The 14784-nt window shown below is 66.9% G+C and carries 15 protein-coding genes; 7 read left to right on the top strand and 8 right to left on the bottom strand.

Features of this window, described 5'->3' with window-relative positions; all coding sequences use genetic code 11:
• Positions 1-104: 104 nt before the first annotated feature.
• Positions 105-2453, bottom strand: coding sequence for an FUSC family protein (locus tag AC0Z36_RS06805; protein WP_485461784.1), 2349 nt, complete (start codon positions 2451-2453; stop codon positions 105-107).
• 265 nt (positions 2454-2718) lie between these two features.
• Between AC0Z36_RS06805 and AC0Z36_RS06810 the strand changes: the two genes are divergently transcribed.
• The gene (locus AC0Z36_RS06810) at positions 2719-3954 is read left to right on the top strand and encodes a cytochrome P450 (RefSeq protein ID WP_485461785.1); all 1236 of its coding nucleotides are present in this window, start codon (positions 2719-2721) and stop codon (positions 3952-3954) included.
• A 112-nt stretch (positions 3955-4066) separates the two neighbouring features.
• Entirely contained in the window at positions 4067-4885 is an 819-nt protein-coding gene (locus tag AC0Z36_RS06815) for an arginase family protein (RefSeq protein WP_485461786.1), read from the top strand.
• Here the strand turns inward: AC0Z36_RS06815 and AC0Z36_RS06820 are convergent.
• The gene (locus AC0Z36_RS06820; RefSeq protein ID WP_485461787.1) at positions 4878-6257 is read right to left on the bottom strand and encodes a hypothetical protein; all 1380 of its coding nucleotides are present in this window, start codon (positions 6255-6257) and stop codon (positions 4878-4880) included. The two genes, AC0Z36_RS06815 and AC0Z36_RS06820, sit on opposite strands and share 8 nt — an antisense overlap.
• A 253-nt stretch (positions 6258-6510) precedes the next feature.
• On the opposite strand from AC0Z36_RS06820, the gene AC0Z36_RS06825 reads away from it, so the two are divergent.
• Positions 6511-7050 (top strand): TetR/AcrR family transcriptional regulator, encoded by a 540-nt coding sequence (locus tag AC0Z36_RS06825; RefSeq protein ID WP_485461788.1) that lies wholly within the window; start codon positions 6511-6513, stop codon positions 7048-7050.
• Positions 7051-7080: 30 nt separating this feature from the next.
• Here the strand turns inward: AC0Z36_RS06825 and AC0Z36_RS06830 are convergent, their stop codons facing one another.
• From AC0Z36_RS06830 to AC0Z36_RS06845, 4 genes are all read right to left on the bottom strand, one after another.
• On the bottom strand, positions 7081-7566 hold the full coding sequence (locus AC0Z36_RS06830) for a GNAT family N-acetyltransferase (RefSeq protein ID WP_485461789.1): 486 nt from the start codon (positions 7564-7566) through the stop codon (positions 7081-7083).
• 87 nt (positions 7567-7653) lie between these two features.
• Positions 7654-8523, bottom strand: a complete 870-nt coding sequence (locus AC0Z36_RS06835; protein WP_485461790.1) for a hypothetical protein — start codon at positions 8521-8523, stop codon at positions 7654-7656.
• Positions 8524-8646: 123 nt separating this feature from the next.
• Positions 8647-9225, bottom strand: a complete 579-nt coding sequence (locus AC0Z36_RS06840) for an arylamine N-acetyltransferase (RefSeq protein ID WP_485461791.1) — start codon at positions 9223-9225, stop codon at positions 8647-8649.
• A gap of 10 nt (positions 9226-9235) precedes the next feature.
• Positions 9236-9724: a GNAT family N-acetyltransferase gene (locus AC0Z36_RS06845; protein ID WP_485461792.1), complete on the bottom strand. Its 489-nt coding sequence runs from the start codon at positions 9722-9724 to the stop codon at positions 9236-9238.
• A 247-nt stretch (positions 9725-9971) separates the two neighbouring features.
• Between AC0Z36_RS06845 and AC0Z36_RS06850 the strand changes: the two genes are divergently transcribed.
• Positions 9972-10634, top strand: coding sequence for a GNAT family N-acetyltransferase (locus AC0Z36_RS06850; RefSeq protein WP_485461793.1), 663 nt, complete (start codon positions 9972-9974; stop codon positions 10632-10634).
• On the opposite strand, the gene AC0Z36_RS06855 is transcribed toward AC0Z36_RS06850, so the two are convergent.
• Positions 10571-10990 carry a DUF2071 domain-containing protein gene (locus tag AC0Z36_RS06855; protein WP_485461794.1) on the bottom strand — a complete coding sequence of 140 codons (420 nt, stop codon included), beginning with the start codon at positions 10988-10990 and terminating at the stop codon, positions 10571-10573. The two genes, AC0Z36_RS06850 and AC0Z36_RS06855, sit on opposite strands and share 64 nt — an antisense overlap.
• A gap of 213 nt (positions 10991-11203) precedes the next feature.
• Positions 11204-11734 (bottom strand): hypothetical protein, encoded by a 531-nt coding sequence (locus AC0Z36_RS06860; RefSeq protein ID WP_485461795.1) that lies wholly within the window; start codon positions 11732-11734, stop codon positions 11204-11206.
• A 196-nt stretch (positions 11735-11930) separates the two neighbouring features.
• On the opposite strand from AC0Z36_RS06860, the gene AC0Z36_RS06865 reads away from it, so the two are divergent.
• The 3 genes from AC0Z36_RS06865 to AC0Z36_RS06875 all read left to right on the top strand — a co-directional run bounded on the left by AC0Z36_RS06865 (position 11931) and on the right by AC0Z36_RS06875 (position 14777).
• On the top strand, positions 11931-12410 hold the full coding sequence (locus AC0Z36_RS06865; RefSeq protein ID WP_485461843.1) for a very short patch repair endonuclease: 480 nt from the start codon (positions 11931-11933) through the stop codon (positions 12408-12410).
• 66 nt (positions 12411-12476) lie between these two features.
• Positions 12477-13457 carry a DNA cytosine methyltransferase gene (locus tag AC0Z36_RS06870; RefSeq protein WP_485461796.1) on the top strand — a complete coding sequence of 327 codons (981 nt, stop codon included), beginning with the start codon at positions 12477-12479 and terminating at the stop codon, positions 13455-13457.
• Between the two features lie 75 nt (positions 13458-13532).
• On the top strand, positions 13533-14777 hold the full coding sequence (locus AC0Z36_RS06875) for a DNA cytosine methyltransferase (protein ID WP_485461797.1): 1245 nt from the start codon (positions 13533-13535) through the stop codon (positions 14775-14777).
• Positions 14778-14784 lie beyond the last annotated feature (7 nt).

The following is a 14784-nucleotide window of genomic DNA, read 5'->3' on the forward strand; positions in this document are numbered from 1 at the left end:
GGTGGTTCCTCTGCCGGCCACGGCGGTACTCACGTACTCCCGGCCGGGGGGCCGGAGTCGCCTGTCCCGTCCGGTCCATCCGGAGGGTGCGGGAGCCGGTCGGACTACGGCAGGGTTGCCGCATCGACCGCCGACACCAGCTCCTCCAACGCATCGACCACCAGCTCCGCGCCTACCAGGAGCACCTGCCCGCTGGAACCCGCCGGAGCGTCCGCCACCTGCTCCGCCAGCTCGCGGTGCGCCGTGTAGAGCATGTCCAGCTCACCCCCCATCGGAACCGAATGGTCCACCACAGGCAACAGGTCCAACCCCGTGCCCTCCGCCGTCCGGGCGGCCAGCATCTCCATCACGGCCTGCACCTCCTCGGCGAAGGCTCCGACCGGCAGCGGCTCGGCGTCCCTCTTCGGCAGGTGCCCTTCCAGGACCAGTACGGACCGGGCGTACTGCGCGACCGCCGAACGCAGAGCGTCGATCGCCTCGGGGTCGGCGGCCCGGTGCCGTACGGGCTCGGTTTCAGCCCGTGCCACCGCAGTGTCCACCGCGGACAGCGTGCGCCGTGTCTCCAGGAGGGCGTCACGGATCAGCCGCTTACCGCGGGCCGCCGGGTCGCCGTACCGGCTCAGTACGGCGGCCCCGTACTCGCCGTGGGCCCGCAGCCAGTCTGCGAGCAGGTCAGGAAGCCGCCGGGTCTCCCACGTGGGCCAGGCCGCGTACACCGCGAGCGCGATCAGTCCACCGGCAAGAGTGGCCGAGACCCGCTGCACGACAGCGGTGCTGCCCTCCTCAACGCCGCTGAGTTCGATCAGGAAGACGGCGTAGGCGGTGACGCAGGCGCTGACGGCGAGATACCCCACGTCGATTGCCGAGTACGCGCACAACACGAACAACAGGACGAGCAGAGCGGAGGTGGTCTCACCCGGGCGCACAGCCAGAAGCACAGCCGTGGCAACGCTCGCACCCACCACCGTGCCCAGTAGCCGGGCCACGCCGCGGCGGTACGTCTGGGCGAAGTCGGGCCGCAGAACCATCATCGCGGTGATCTGCACCCAGTAGCCGTGCCCCAGCGGCCACCACATGCCCAGTGGGGCGACGATCGTGACCAGCACGAACAACCGGACCGCGTGCCGCAGTACCGGGGAACGGACTTCGATATGCGCACGGATGGCGTGGAATGCCTCGGGGACCAACCCGAAGACACCAGGACGGGGGAGATAGGAAAGCTCCGGTTCCGCGGCGGCGCTCTTGCGGTCGGTGGCCGCTGCGGCCGGCTCCACAGTCTGACTGCCGGTGTCCCCCTTCTGCGCGACATCCTCGCGGGCCCCGTCTCCCGGTGCTGCGTCGTCCAAGGGCAGATCTTCCAGTTTCCACCGGCGCACCAGGTGCCTGGACTGCCGGCGGATCCACTGTCCGGGCCGGTGCTTCCGCCGCTGGCGCAGCCGGGCGAGCCGGATCCGCTCGTGGAGCGTGGACTCCTCGGCCTCCGCGCTGCGAACTCCGTCCTGCGGCTGGTCGGCGTCCGCGAGGGTGCCGAACGCTTCGCGCAACAGGGAGGCCAGGCGGCGTACCGAACGACCCGCGAGGGGTTCGCCGACCGGTGGTTCCAGTCGTCCCCACAGCTCCCGCGGCACGTGGGGTGTGTCCGCCGTACGCAGTGCCCCGGCCGCGATGTCCAGTGCCTCGGCCGCAGCCAGAAGTGCCGGGCGGCCGTTGTCGGCGAACTCGGCGAGTGCGGTGAGGGAGGGGCGGATCCGGTCTGCGGTGCCCCGCATACCGTGCAGCACCTTGGGCCGGCGGCGGGCCTGGTGCGGAGTCACCGCCGCCGCGTGCCGGGCGGCGATCAGCGCAGAAGGGTCGAAGGGAGCATGCGGGTCTTCAGCGAGGTCCCGGGCGTAGTCCGCGAGCGAGGCGTAGGCGTCGGCGAGCGCATTGCGTTGTGCGCTCCATCTGCCGCCCGGCCATACGACCATCAGTCCCGCCTGGACCACACCACCGAGTGCGGCGATCCCGGCGTGTTCGAATGCGGCCGCAGTCGGCACGTCCACCACCGCGACCACCGCCATCATGGACGCGGTGTAGCCGGCCACCACGCCGGAGGTCGGTCCGACGGCCCAGGCCAGGCCGCAGCCAAAGGCCCACAGGGCTGCGACGCACACGTACAACACTGGAATCGGGGCGGTCAGCGCCCCCAGCAGGGTTGCGGTACCCATGCCGAGGCCGGCCACCAGGGCCAGGACGGGTCGGCTCCGGTAGCTGGCCTGGAAGGAGGTGATCCCGGCGATGAACGCCCCTGCCGCAGCCGAGGCGGCCAGACCGGGTGACCCGGCCAGAAGCAGGGGAATGAGGACGAGGGCCACCCCGAGTACTGAGCGCAGGGCAAGCTGCGGCTCGGTCAAGGACCGTTCGACCTTGACCCCCTCCCGGAGGGTGTCCTTCAGTGCACTCGCCCACGCCATGATCGAAAGCTTATGCGTATACCCGCACAACGGGACAGAGACGGTGCAACAGGAGAGTTTCCGACAAGTCAGCTGTGGAAGGGCTTCCCCCTCTTACCGGACGGTCCGGGCGCTCGCCTACGCCACGGTCGGCCCGGAAGCCGTGGTCGGCCCGAATGTCCGAGGACGGGCGTGTACGCCGACGTGCCCCCGGGTAGGGAACCACATCGACAGCCGGGCGGCTGACGGCTGAACCCCGTACGCCACCCGTCGAGGGGACACGCACATGCCTGGGGACACGTCATTCACCGTCGACCTTCGCGACCTGGACCGCTTCCGTCGCGGCGAACACCACGCGATGTTCCGTCACCTGCGGGAACATGACCAGGTCCACTGGCATGAGCACCCGTACGGCCGGGGTTTCTGGAACCTGGTCAAACACGAAGACGTAGTCGCAGCCGGGCGCGATCCGGAACTGTTCTCGTCCGAGTCCCAGGGGGTCAACAGTTTCCTCGACTCGTCGGAGACCGGCGACGGCGCGGACATGCGCGGCGTGATGATGCTGTCCACCGACCCGCCCAAGCACACGCGGTACCGCGCACTGGTCAACAAGGGTTTCACCCCCCGCATGATCCGTGCGCTGGAAGGGGAGTTGACCCGCCGCGCCGAACTCATCGTGGACAACGTCATCGAGCGGGGCGAGTGTGATTTTGTCGAAGACCTGGCCGCCGAACTGCCGTTGCAGACCATCGCCGAGATCATGGGGGTCCCGCAGGAGGACCGCCGGAAGCTCTTCACCTGGTCGAACCGGCTGATCGGCTTCGACGATCCGGAGTACACAAGCGCGGACGGCACCCTCGCCTCCGTCGAACTCTTCGCGTACGTCGAAGAAATGGCCCGTCAACGGCGTGCCGAGCCCCGAGACGACATCGTCACGACCCTCATCAACGCTGAGATCGACGGCGAGCGGTTGACCGGGTTCGAGTTCAACCTGTTCATGATGCTGCTGACCGTCGCCGGGAACGAAACCACCCGTAACACCACCGCGTGGGGCATGCACGCCCTGATGGCCAACCGGGATGCCTACAAAGCGCTGCGGGACGACCGTGAGCTGCTGTTCGGCTCGGGTGTGGAGGAGATCCTCCGGTGGGCGTCCCCCGTCTACTATTTCCGGCGCACAGCGATGCGGGACACGTCCCTGCGCGGTCGCGACATCGCCGCAGGCGACAAAGTGGCGCTCTGGTACATCTCCGCCAACCGTGACGAAGAAGTCTTTCCCGATCCGTACACCTTCGATGTGACCCGAGACCCGAACGACCACGTCGCCTTCGGCGGCGGAGGCCCGCACTACTGCCTGGGCGCGAACCTGGCCCGGATGCAACTGCGCCTGCTGTTCGCCGAAATCCTGGACCGCATCCCGGACATGCGCCTCGCCGGCGAACCCGAGGTGCTGCGCTCCAACTTCGTGGGCGGGATGAAGCACCTGCCGGTGCGCTTCACGCCGGGGAAGCGCCGGAACTGAACCGTCCGGACAGCTCAGCCACCCGGTTCCGCAAAACCGGGGGCGACCCGCACCGCATTCTGCAAATATATACAGAGTGGGGAATTTATATCGACTCGATCGGGGTGGCCCGTTGAACCTGACCAGGCTTGTCGTTCCGCAGTGGCAGGGCTCGGCCTCCCCCGGTGCGCGACGACTCGCCGTCGGCGCGCACCGCCTGGCAGCACTGCTTCCCGACCTCCCCCGCGTCACCGTGCACAGTTCGGCGCAGGGCAGCGAAACCATTGACGGCGTACGAAACTTCAGCTCGCTCCTGCACTACACGGATGCCGTACACGAAGCACTCCGGAGCATCGACGGTCCGGTGCTCACCCTCGGCGGGGACTGTGCCGCCGACACCGCTCCGCTGGCCCACGCGCTCGACCGGCACGGCAGCGACATGGTCGTCGTCTGGATCGATGCCCACGCAGACCTGAACACTCCGCAGTCGTCACCGGGCGGCGGCTTCCACGGAATGGTCCTCCGCACGCTGCTCGGCGACGGCCCGGCGCAGCTGGTGCCGAAAACCCCGCTCAAGCCTCAACAACTGGTTCTCGTCGGATCCCGGAGTCTCGATCCGCCGGAAAGCGCGTACATAGCAGCGCAGGGCATCCCCGTCGTCCACACGCCCGCCGACCTCATCGACGCAGTCGGGCGCACAGGGGCCGGGCACCTCTACATCCACCTCGACCTTGATGTGCTCGACCCGGCCGTCTTCGCGGGCACCACCTACCGTGAGCCGGACGGGCTCCTGCCCGCCCGGCTCACGGCGCTGCTCGACGCGCTCACGACCCGGTTCCCCCTCGCCGGGACGGCCATCACCGAGTACGCCCCGGTTGAGGAGCCGTCTTCCGACGAAGAGGTTCTGCGCATGATCCTCAGCAGCGTCAGCGGGCTTGGCACGGTCAGGTGATTTCGCGGAAATCCACCACGTCCTCACACGTCGCCCGGTGCTCGACGGCTTCCTCGTCGTCGTAAGCCTCAGCGAAGCCTTCGAGGATCTCGGGCAGTGCGTCGTCCCACGCGTCGTGCGCCTCCTCGGGCAGATCGCGGTGGTCAGCCGTGAAATGTGCCCAGGCGGGGATGATCGTCACCAACTCGGCGCGCTCGCCGTCGGTCAGCCGCAGGTGGTCGGGGAGATCGCCGAGCAGCAGGCGGCTGAGGGCCAGCGGGCCGAAGGCGTCCGGCTCGACACCTGAGTCCTCCGCCCAGCCGGTCGCCGTCAGCGCGAACAACTTGGCTGCCTCGCGGTCGGCGATCTCTGTCGTGCGCAGGGATGTCAGGAACGCGTCCACGACCTCCTCGCGGCGGTCCGTACGCGATTTCGGGTCCGAGAAGGCACCCAGGTCATCGAGACGGGCCGCGAGCAGCGGCCAGCCCTGCGCTACGGAGTGGAGCTCGTCCGAATCGTCGTCCTCGTCGAGCAGTGGCGAGGAGGCCGGCAGTGACGGCCCTTCGTCGAGGAGGGCGCCCAGCGGCGCGGCGAGCCGCGCGGTCAGTTCCTCGGCGGAGATCTCCACTGGATCGCTGTACGGCACCGCGTCGTCGTCCTCGGGCTCGATGAAGTCGGCCAGCAGGTCCGCGGCGGACGCGCCGGCCGCCTCGCCGGGGACGATCTGCACGATGCCCGCACCGCCGTGCTCGACCATCACGATCACCGCGTACTCGTGGCCGTCGTACTTCAGGCCGAGCGCCAGGTATTCGACCTCACCGAACAGGTCGAAGGAGGAGGCCGCGCCGGTGAACCCGGCCTTGTCCGCGTGGTCGTACCAGGCGGGGTCCCGGAGGCCGGCCCCGGCCAGTTCCTCTGCGACCTCGTCGGCGACGTCCCGGGTGTAGGGCTCGCCGACGCCGCTCAACGCCCGCAGTGCGGCCAGGGACGACCGGGTGCGGTGCGCGCCCAGGTAGTCGATGAGCTCCAGGCACCACTTCTCGTACTGTTCCCAGGCGTACGTGGTCTCCTCTTCGACCTTGCCCGACTTGACGTCCGGCGATGACGTACGGGCGGCCTCGGCCGCCTCGGCGATCTCGTCGGCCTGTGTCCAGGCTTCCTTCCACAGGCGGCCCAGGGCCGCTGCGGCCCACGCTTCGGCGGCGACCCGCGAGGGGGCAGTCGGCAGGGCTTCGGCCTCTTCAAGGACCGGGGCGTACGGGGAGGAGGCCACCTGCTTCTTCGTCGGACGGGTCTTGGTCGGGGGCTTACCCGCAGGCTTCTTGGAAGCCTTCTTGCCCTGTGCGGGCTTGGCGGACTTGTTCGGCTTGCGGGATCGGGGTGCCGGGCTCATGTGCTCATCCTCCCAAAGGTGCGGGAGATGTGTGCGCCGGTCCCCCGCGACCAGGTCCGGAAGGGTGGATTCGCACCCGCCACTTGACGGCTAACATTGTTAGCTCCACCATCGGAACAAGGCGAAGCTAACAATGTTGGCCAGCGATTCCCGGACGGACGGAGCGCCACTGTGAGCACGAGTGCCCGGCACTCCCGCATCGTCATGGACCGGGAAACCGGATCCCGCCTGCGCGCCGGTAACGGATTCCAGCGTGGCTGACCTTTCCCCACGGGCCCGGCAGATCATCGAAACCACGCGCGCGCTCCTGGAAGCCGAAGGCCCCGACGCGCTCACGATGCGACGCATCGCCGACCTGATCGGGATCCGCGCCCCGTCCCTCTACAAGCATTTCCCGGACAAGTCCGCCCTTGAGGCAGAGATCATCACGCTGGCGATCACGGAACTCGCCGACGTCCTCGAGGCCGCCGAAACGGGCGGTCTGGCTTCGGTCGCGGCGGCCTACCGCGGCTATGCCCGCGAACACCCGCATTTGTACCGGCTGTTGACCGACCAGCCGCTCCCCCGGGAGAACCTCCCCGCGGGCCTGGATGACCGGTGCACCGGCCCGCTCGTGCGGGCTGTGGACTCCGACGAACACCGGTACCGCGCAGTGTGGGCTTTCGCGCACGGCATGGTGGCGCTGGAGCTGAACGGCCGTTTTCCGCCGGGCGCTGATCTGGACGAAGCATGGCGCACGGGAATTGCGGCGTTCAGCGGCGACTTCACGTCGACCGCTGAAACGAACCCCTGACGGAGGGGACGACACAGCCCGTCGGACAGGTCAGGACGAAAGCGGCAGCTCCATCACCGCCCCACCCGGGCAACTCGGCGGACGGTCAACCGACTGGAAGCCGTAGCGGGTGTACGCCTTGATCGCAGGGTCGTTTCCCGCCGCGAATTCCAGGCGCACAACGGAGACACCCCGACCGCGTGCCCAGTCGACGACAGCATCGGTCAGGAGACCGGCGATGCGGTGTCCGCGGGCGTTCTGCCCGACCCACATGCTGACCAGTTCCACCAGGTCACGCTCACCCGGCGGTGCCCAGCCGGCGACCAGCCCGACTGGTTTGTCAGCCAGCCAGGCCGCGAACGTGACTGCGTCTCCGGCTCCCCAGGCCCGCCATTCCTCTTCGGTACGGTCCTGCTCGTCGGCCAACTTCGCGCGGAAGGAACCCGGTTCGTCGCGGAGCGCGGTCAGCCGCAGTTCGCGCTTGAGCTCCCAGTCGTCGACAGTCAGGGGGCGTACGGAGATCTCAGCTTCGGTCATCCCTGGACCCTTCCGTAATGGCGAGGCGCGCGCAACGGCTTTGCCGGGCCATCCTTCATGGCTCGAAATCCCAGCAAAAACAGGGGCTTAAGCAACGGTGGTTGCCAGCTCCGACAGGCGGGCGTGCAGCAGCGCCAGGCCGTCGAGCACCGATGAGTTGGTATGCCGGCCGTCGAGCTCGCATTCATCGACTGTGCTCAGCTCGAACAGCGGTCCAGGCCCCCTGATCAGGAGATACTCGACGGGATCGAGCACCCGCTCCAGCAGTTGCCCCAGGGTGAGCGGCAGCGGATCACCGAACTTCAGCCCCCCGCCGTACCCGTCAACGGGTTCGGCCAGTTCGGCGAGCAACTCGAACGGCTGGATCTCCCCGGGCACCGGGACGATCTCCAGCACCCTCGGCCCACCGTCGTGTTGCAGCAACACAGCGAAGGCACCGAGTTGCTCTCCGCAGTGCAGTTGGAAAACCACACACTCGATCTGCCCGACCACGTTGGCGCAGGAAGCCGCGGAGACGAACTCCCATTTCTGGTCCGGGTCGAACCAGGCAGGCTCCCGCACGCCGGCCAGGATCAGGTGATCCGACTCGACCCTGGCGGACATCCGGACGAATGCCGGCCCCACCTGGGCCAGCGCGGTGAGCACCGCCAGTGCGGCCTTGCTGTGATGGGCGCCCAGGTAGGCGATCAGCTCGGCGAATTCCTCCTCGAAGTACTGATCGGTCAGGGCGGACGGGTCCAGGTGGGGCCGGTAGCCGCTGAACGCCATGCGCTCCCAGGCACCCGACCAGAGTCGGCCCAGCGGACACGACGCCCACATCTCCGCGAACCGCCGCGAGGGCTCCGCGACCAGCTTCCTGCCCGCCGCCAGCACCGGGGCGTACGGCGACCTGTCGACTTTCGTGTCCTGGCGGGGACGGGACTTCTTCAACTTGCGGGAACGCGATACGGGGTTCATGGGGCAAAGCGTTCCACCGGCGCCGCCAGCGCGGGCGGCTCCTGGAGACCGGGTGTACCCAACTACTCCCGAGGAGCACTCCGCAGTATCCAGACTCGCTAAATCCCTTATCAAGCAAGGGATTTACAGCTCAGACACCCGCGACAACGCCATGTCGAAGTACGTTTTGTACGCACCGAGGACGGCTGCGACTGAAGGCAACTTCTCCTCTGCGCGCCGGCCTGCGACGGTCCTGATCAAACGGTCGCCGGACAACGTGGTCCGGTCCGCTTCACCGACAAGGAGAGAGCACGTGAGCGACCGGGTGAAGTGCGACTGCGGCGAGGACTGCTGGAACCAGCAGGTCGGCACGAAGTCCGCAAGCCTACGCGGGCGTTGTTCAAGGAGGTAGGCAGGTTCGCCGTCCTGCGTGATCAGGAGGTCCCCATGGGCCGCGTCGACGATCTGGAACGTTCCGGCCGGGTCCGACTGCTCGTCGCGGCAAGTGGCGTCCAGCGGATAGGTCGCATGCGAACCAAAACCCACATCGACCAGCCAGACACCGTCCTCACCTTGCACGCGGCGTGCAGCACACGAAGCGTGGCGGAGTCGGGCCGCAGGGGTCCTGACCGTCCGGGTAGTGCATCGACACCGATGCGCTTGAGATAGGCGTCCACCGTCTGCTGATCCACGATGCCCTCCCGCGAGTAGGTTCGACCCCATCGTCCCTGCCTCAGAAGGTGCGGACCCAGCGGACCTCCCCGTCCTCAACTTCGTCGGTCGGCACGAGTCCGGCCGCAGCCGCAACAACCTGGGACGCGGTGTTCAGCGGGTGGATATACGCGAGAACCATCCGTACGGAATTCTTCTCCAGCCAGGCGACCAGGGCAGTCGCCGCTTCCTTCGCGATTCCGCGCCCCTGCCATGGGGTTCCCACCACCCAGGCGATCTCGGCCTCCGTGCCGGTGACTGTGGCCTGGACGTAGCCGGTCAGGGCCCCTTCGGCGCGGATCACCCAGTTGGACCAGGTAACGGCAGGATCGGCAGAACCCGCGGTCTGGCGCCCGTAGCGGGCCCGCAGCCCATCGACGGTGGCCGGCGCACCGCCGACAAAAGTGTGAAGGGCGGAGTCAGCGAGGACTACGGACATTTCGTCCGCGTGCTCGACACAGAGGGGTACAAGGTTGAGTCGTCCGGTGGAGATCAGGCACATGCACACCATTGTCGGCCTGTCGCAACCCGCGCTGTCCGAGCACACCCCGTTCGCATTCGAAGACGCGCCCCCACACTTGCCCCCGACCGAAAATCGGGTCGAACACAGTCAAGCGCCACGCTCGTCGTCCGCAACGACCGGGGCTACACGGCTCATCTCGACCGTGCCGGCGACGGAGCCGGCTGCGAGCGAGCTTTATTGCGAAAGGTTCGCAATAAGATCGGCCGGTCAAGGACCACTCGTCTGGGGAGCAGCCATGCACAAGAGCCGGACAACACCTGGGACAGCCCGGACCGAGGTCGTACGGGCCTGGGCCGACGGTTGGTCGGTCTCCCGCGGCACCACAAAGCCGGTCGATGTCCCCGGAGGCTTCCGAGTCGACGTCGGACTGCCGGGACACACGGCCCGGTACAGACTGGCCGTCGCGGATTCCGCCGTACTCCGCGACCTGGTCACAACGATCACCACACCCGGCACCTGGCTCAAGGTCTGCGCACCCCGGGAAACCGTCGCCCCTGCCCTTCCGGTGTCCTGGGAGGTACAGACGGACCCCGAGTTCCTCATGACCACCCGGCTACGCAGGTCACCGCACGCGGTCCCCGCCGGGTACAGAGTCCGCGTTACGACGACAGGTGACGTCGTCAAGGTGCAGGTCGTCGCCTCGGACGGGCAACCCGCCGCAAACGGCCAGGTCGCCCGTACCGGTGACAGCGCGGTCTTCGACAAGATCGTGACCGCGGTGGCCCACCGCCGCCGTGGACTGGGTCGTGTCGTGATGGACGCACTCGGGACTGCCGCGGCAGGGCTGGGTTCCGTACGCGGAATCCTGGTGGCCACCCCTGACGGAAAGGGACTCTACGAAGCACTGGGCTGGGAATTGCGCGCACCCATGACTGCCGCTGTGCTCCAGGAAGGCTGAACAACACCGAACTCCACTGCCGCCCAGGGCGGGGACAGCACACTGGCCGGAGGTTCCGACGGCGCCGCCGACCCGGCCGCGGGAAGCAACGACTCGTCCAGATGCACAAGTTCCGCCTCATGCAGCGGCCACGGCGCATTCCTGTCCGGAAGGTAGTGCCCGCGACCGCTGCACAGTCCCAGACGATCCGTCAGGAAGTCCTCCAGCATGGCAGGTTCAGCTATCGGGTTGCCAATCCGTACGGTCGCGTCCAAATGAGCCCAGCGGAGCCTGACTCCTGTCGAGCAACACTTGTACGAGGCTGACGTCGAAGAGATCGAACAGTCTTTGCAGGTAATCGCGTTGCTCACGTTCACCGGCCGGGCCGATGCGGTAGCGGCGCTACGACGTCATGTGGTGGAAGGCCGGCACTGGGCCTCAGCCCTGGACAGGATCGAATGGTCCGGTGCCCGGAAGATCCCGGAGTGCTGGGCGGGTCTCGATGCGGACGTCGGGGCAAGTCATAGCGACGCAGAACTGGGCGTCCACATCAACGGAGCCTGGGAACCCCGGACTTCCTGGGCGCACACTCAGCCGCGGACACCGGCGCATGGTGCGCGACCGGGACGCCGGCGGGGGGCCTCGGACGGCTCCGCTTCACTGAGGCCGGCGACGCCCTGGTCCACATCTGGAGAGCGACCGTTCACTCCTCCGCGCGGGGAGCGGTCTTCGAAGTCCTGCGCGACTGCGCGCCGGCAGCGGTAGCGGTAGCGGAATTCGCCGCGGAAGGGCTCGACGACTGCGAACCAGGCGTCCAGCAGGCCGCGTGCTCTGTCGAGCCGGACAACGGATATTCGCGTACGCGGCTCGGTGGGCTCTGTGCCGATCCGCTTGCGCCGGAGGTGCTTGAGACTGCGGCGAATCGCCTTGCGGGACTCGCGGGTTCCGCTTGACCGCGTCGCCGAAGTGTCCCGGTCCCGCGACACAGCGACATCCGGTTCCTCCCCGGAGGTGCCGTCAACGGAGTTGAGCGTACGGCTCGCTGTCGCGAAGAGCGTGGCTGCCGGGGCGCCGAGAAGCCCGACCTCCTCGCGGTCCACAAACCGTGCGCAGTGCTGCACGCGGCACTTCACGGATACCGATCCCGCGCACCCCACGGTCTGCGGAACCGAGCGGCGGTCCACCATCGTTCAGGAGTACGGAAGTCCCTGCGATGCTCGCTCAAGGTCCGCACGGGGCCAGGAGACACTAGATGTCGGCGAGGCATGTGATCGTGGCCGCGACAGCGGACGGCGGCAGACTTGGGTGATGTTCAGGATGGATGAAGAAGTTGCGATCGGGGTGGACGACACCCCATGGGTTCCCCCGGAGGGCTCGTGGGCTTCCTCCGAGGGGAACCGCCGTTCGATGAAGTCCAACAAAAGCCGGGACACAAAGCCGGAACAGGCATTGCGCAAACTCGTCCATGCTGCGGGACTTCGGTACCGGGTCTCGAAGAGGCCTCTGAAAGGGATCAGGCGCAGTGCCGATCTCGTCTTCGGCCCGACCAAGGTCGCGGTCTTCGTCGACGGCTGTTTCTGGCACAAATGTCCGCAGCACTTCACTACGCCGAAGACCAACCGGGGCTTCTGGGTGACGAAGATCGACCGCAACGTCGAGCGGGACCGGGGAACCGATGCGCTGCTGGCTGCGTCGGGGTGGACCGTGTTGCGGTTCTGGGAACACGAGCCCACACAGGAATGTTGTGCAGAGGTGGTCAGGACTGTGCGTGCAATCCGTGCCCGTATGCTTCCCTGACGCCTCTCCGGACATTGTGCAGTCTTGATCGTCTAGGGTTACGACTTCGCTGCCCGGGGAGTGGAGATGAACCGAAGGTTCACCAGTATCGAGGTCTGTGCCGGGGTCGGCGGACAGGCTCTCGGCCTGGAACGGGCGGGGTTCGATCCCGTGCTCCTGCTTGACACCGAGGCTGACTGCTGCGGGACTCTGCGCCTCAACCGGCCCGCGTGGAACGTTCAGCATTCGGACCTTCTCGAATTCGACCCGGACGATGATTCCGGTTTCCTGGACGTCGACCTGCTCGCAGGTGGACTTCCCAGGCTGAAGTCGAGCGCCTCTGTGGGACGCGCGAACGAGGTGGAGGAGCGCAGGGTCCTCGAAGCCACCGCGCATCTGGCCGGCTTGGTACTGCCGAAAGCGGTACTGATCGAGAACATTCCGGGGCTTGCGGTCGCTCCGGAACGCGACGGGGACCGCCAGGAGATCACCGGCCTGTTGGAGCACGTCGGGTACGAATGTGTGTGGCACGCTCTCGACGCCGTGGACTTCGGCGTACCGCAGCAACGGTCTTCAGGGTTCCTGGTCGCCTTGCGTCCGGAGTACATGCGGTATTTCAGCTGGCCTGATCCGTCCGGTGAGCCCGCGGGGACGGTCGGGGACGTGCTGCGGGAATCCATGGGGTCACGGGGCTGGTCGTGGGCCGAGGAATGGGCCCGGGGTGCGGATCGCGTCGCCCCTGTGATCGTCGGCGGCTCCGCCAACCGGGGTGGAGCGGACCTCGGCCCCACCGGCTCGAAGAAAGCATGGGCCAAGCTCGGCGTGCAGGGGTCGAGTATCGGGGACCAGCCTCCGGAGCCGGATTCTCCGCACCCCTCTGTAGCCATGCCCAGACTCACTGTGCGGCAGGTCGCGACGCTTCAGGGCTTGCCGGAGGATTGGTTGATCCACGGGAAGAAGACCTCTTCGTACCGTCAGGTGGGCCACGCCTGCCCACCGCCACTGGCTGAGGCGGTAGGTCGCGCGATCGCGCATGCTTTGAGTTACGACGACGGGTCCAGGCGATAGGTAGGGGCGACCCCTCCACGCCGGCTACTCTTGGTCACTGATCACCCGCTGCCCCATACCGCCGTTAGGTCCGCAATGACGTCACCCATCCAGGAAGCCAACCCCTCCGCGCCTCCGGAGGCCGATCACCGCATCAAGGTGATCGACCTCTTCGCGGGGTGTGGTGGTTTCACAGCCGGCTTCCGCGCCTTCGACAACGGAGCCGCGTTCCGTTCAGTGGCTGCTGTGGAGTTCGACGTGGCAGCGGCGTCAACCTACGCGGAGAACTTCGCCGAAGAGGCCGGCGGCTCGGATCACATCTTCGCCGGAGACATCAAGGAGTGGATTCCGGACGCGGGCGCGAGAAGCGCGGACGTCATCCTCGGTGGCCCGCCGTGCCAGGGCTTCTCCGGCTTGGGCAAACAGGACGTGGACGACCCCCGCAACAAGCTGTGGCGCGAGTACATGCGTGTGGTCAAAGCAGTGAAACCGAAGGTGTTCGTCATCGAAAACGTCGACCGCTTCCTTCGTTCGCCGGAGTACGCGGAGCTTGAGGCCGCGACGACGAAGCCTGACGGGGAACTCCGGGAGTACGCGCTCAGGACGAAGATTCTGAACTCGGCCGACTACGGAGCGCCTCAGCGGCGACGGCGAGTGATCATCATCGCGACCCACCGCGACCTGCCGCCGATCACACACCCGGAGGTTACTCACCAGCGAGACGGAAAGCAGGCGAAGGACAGCCTATTCCCACTTGAAGACTGGATTCCAATTGATGGAATCTTCGACGAAACCCCCAAAACAACCGAGTCCACAGAACTACCCGACAGAGAACACGCCCCTCTGGGAGTAAGAATTCCCGGGCCTTTCTTGACTTCAGAACTCCACATTGGCAGAAACCCGACACCACTCTCCTTGAAGCGCTATAAAATAATCAAGGAAGGCCAGAATCGCAACGCTCTCCGTGGCGAGTTCGCAAAAATCAACGGAACCCGAGTATACCTGTCCACGGAGAGTTGGGATAATCACAACAGCGGTTCGGGCGACGTCATGGGAAGAATGCATCTCGGATTGCCTTCAGTGACAATCCGAACAGAGTTCTACAAACCAGAAAAGGGACGCTACCTACATCCCAATCCGGAAGTGCACCGCCCAATCACCCATCTCGAAGCCGCGCTCCTCCAAGGCTTCCCCATGGACTTCAAGTGGTGTGGGACCAAGGTCCAGATCGCCCGACAGATCGGCAACGCCGTCACTGTTCCGCTGGCTACAGCACTCGCCCGACAGATCCACACAGCCCTGCGCGGGTCGGAAATTCCGAGTCGACTGGAGCATCCCTGAACAGCGA

Source organism: Kitasatospora sp. UYEF31 (assembly GCF_057291755.1).

What these genes read in the sequence shown, in the direction of transcription:
- AC0Z36_RS06805 (WP_485461784.1), bottom strand. Translation starts at nt 2,453, where the DNA reads ATGGCGTGGGCGAGTGCACTGAAGGACACCCTCCGGGAGGGGGTCAAG.
- AC0Z36_RS06810 (WP_485461785.1), top strand. Translation starts at nt 2,719, where the DNA reads ATGCCTGGGGACACGTCATTCACCGTCGACCTTCGCGACCTGGACCGC.
- AC0Z36_RS06820 (WP_485461787.1), bottom strand. Translation starts at nt 6,257, where the DNA reads ATGAGCCCGGCACCCCGATCCCGCAAGCCGAACAAGTCCGCCAAGCCC.
- AC0Z36_RS06830 (WP_485461789.1), bottom strand. Translation starts at nt 7,566, where the DNA reads ATGACCGAAGCTGAGATCTCCGTACGCCCCCTGACTGTCGACGACTGG.
- AC0Z36_RS06835 (WP_485461790.1), bottom strand. Translation starts at nt 8,523, where the DNA reads ATGAACCCCGTATCGCGTTCCCGCAAGTTGAAGAAGTCCCGTCCCCGC.
- AC0Z36_RS06840 (WP_485461791.1), bottom strand. Translation starts at nt 9,225, where the DNA reads ATGGGGTCGAACCTACTCGCGGGAGGGCATCGTGGATCAGCAGACGGT.
- AC0Z36_RS06845 (WP_485461792.1), bottom strand. Translation starts at nt 9,724, where the DNA reads ATGGTGTGCATGTGCCTGATCTCCACCGGACGACTCAACCTTGTACCC.
- AC0Z36_RS06850 (WP_485461793.1), top strand. Translation starts at nt 9,972, where the DNA reads ATGCACAAGAGCCGGACAACACCTGGGACAGCCCGGACCGAGGTCGTA.
- AC0Z36_RS06865 (WP_485461843.1), top strand. Translation starts at nt 11,931, where the DNA reads ATGGATGAAGAAGTTGCGATCGGGGTGGACGACACCCCATGGGTTCCC.
- AC0Z36_RS06870 (WP_485461796.1), top strand. Translation starts at nt 12,477, where the DNA reads ATGAACCGAAGGTTCACCAGTATCGAGGTCTGTGCCGGGGTCGGCGGA.
- AC0Z36_RS06875 (WP_485461797.1), top strand. Translation starts at nt 13,533, where the DNA reads ATGACGTCACCCATCCAGGAAGCCAACCCCTCCGCGCCTCCGGAGGCC.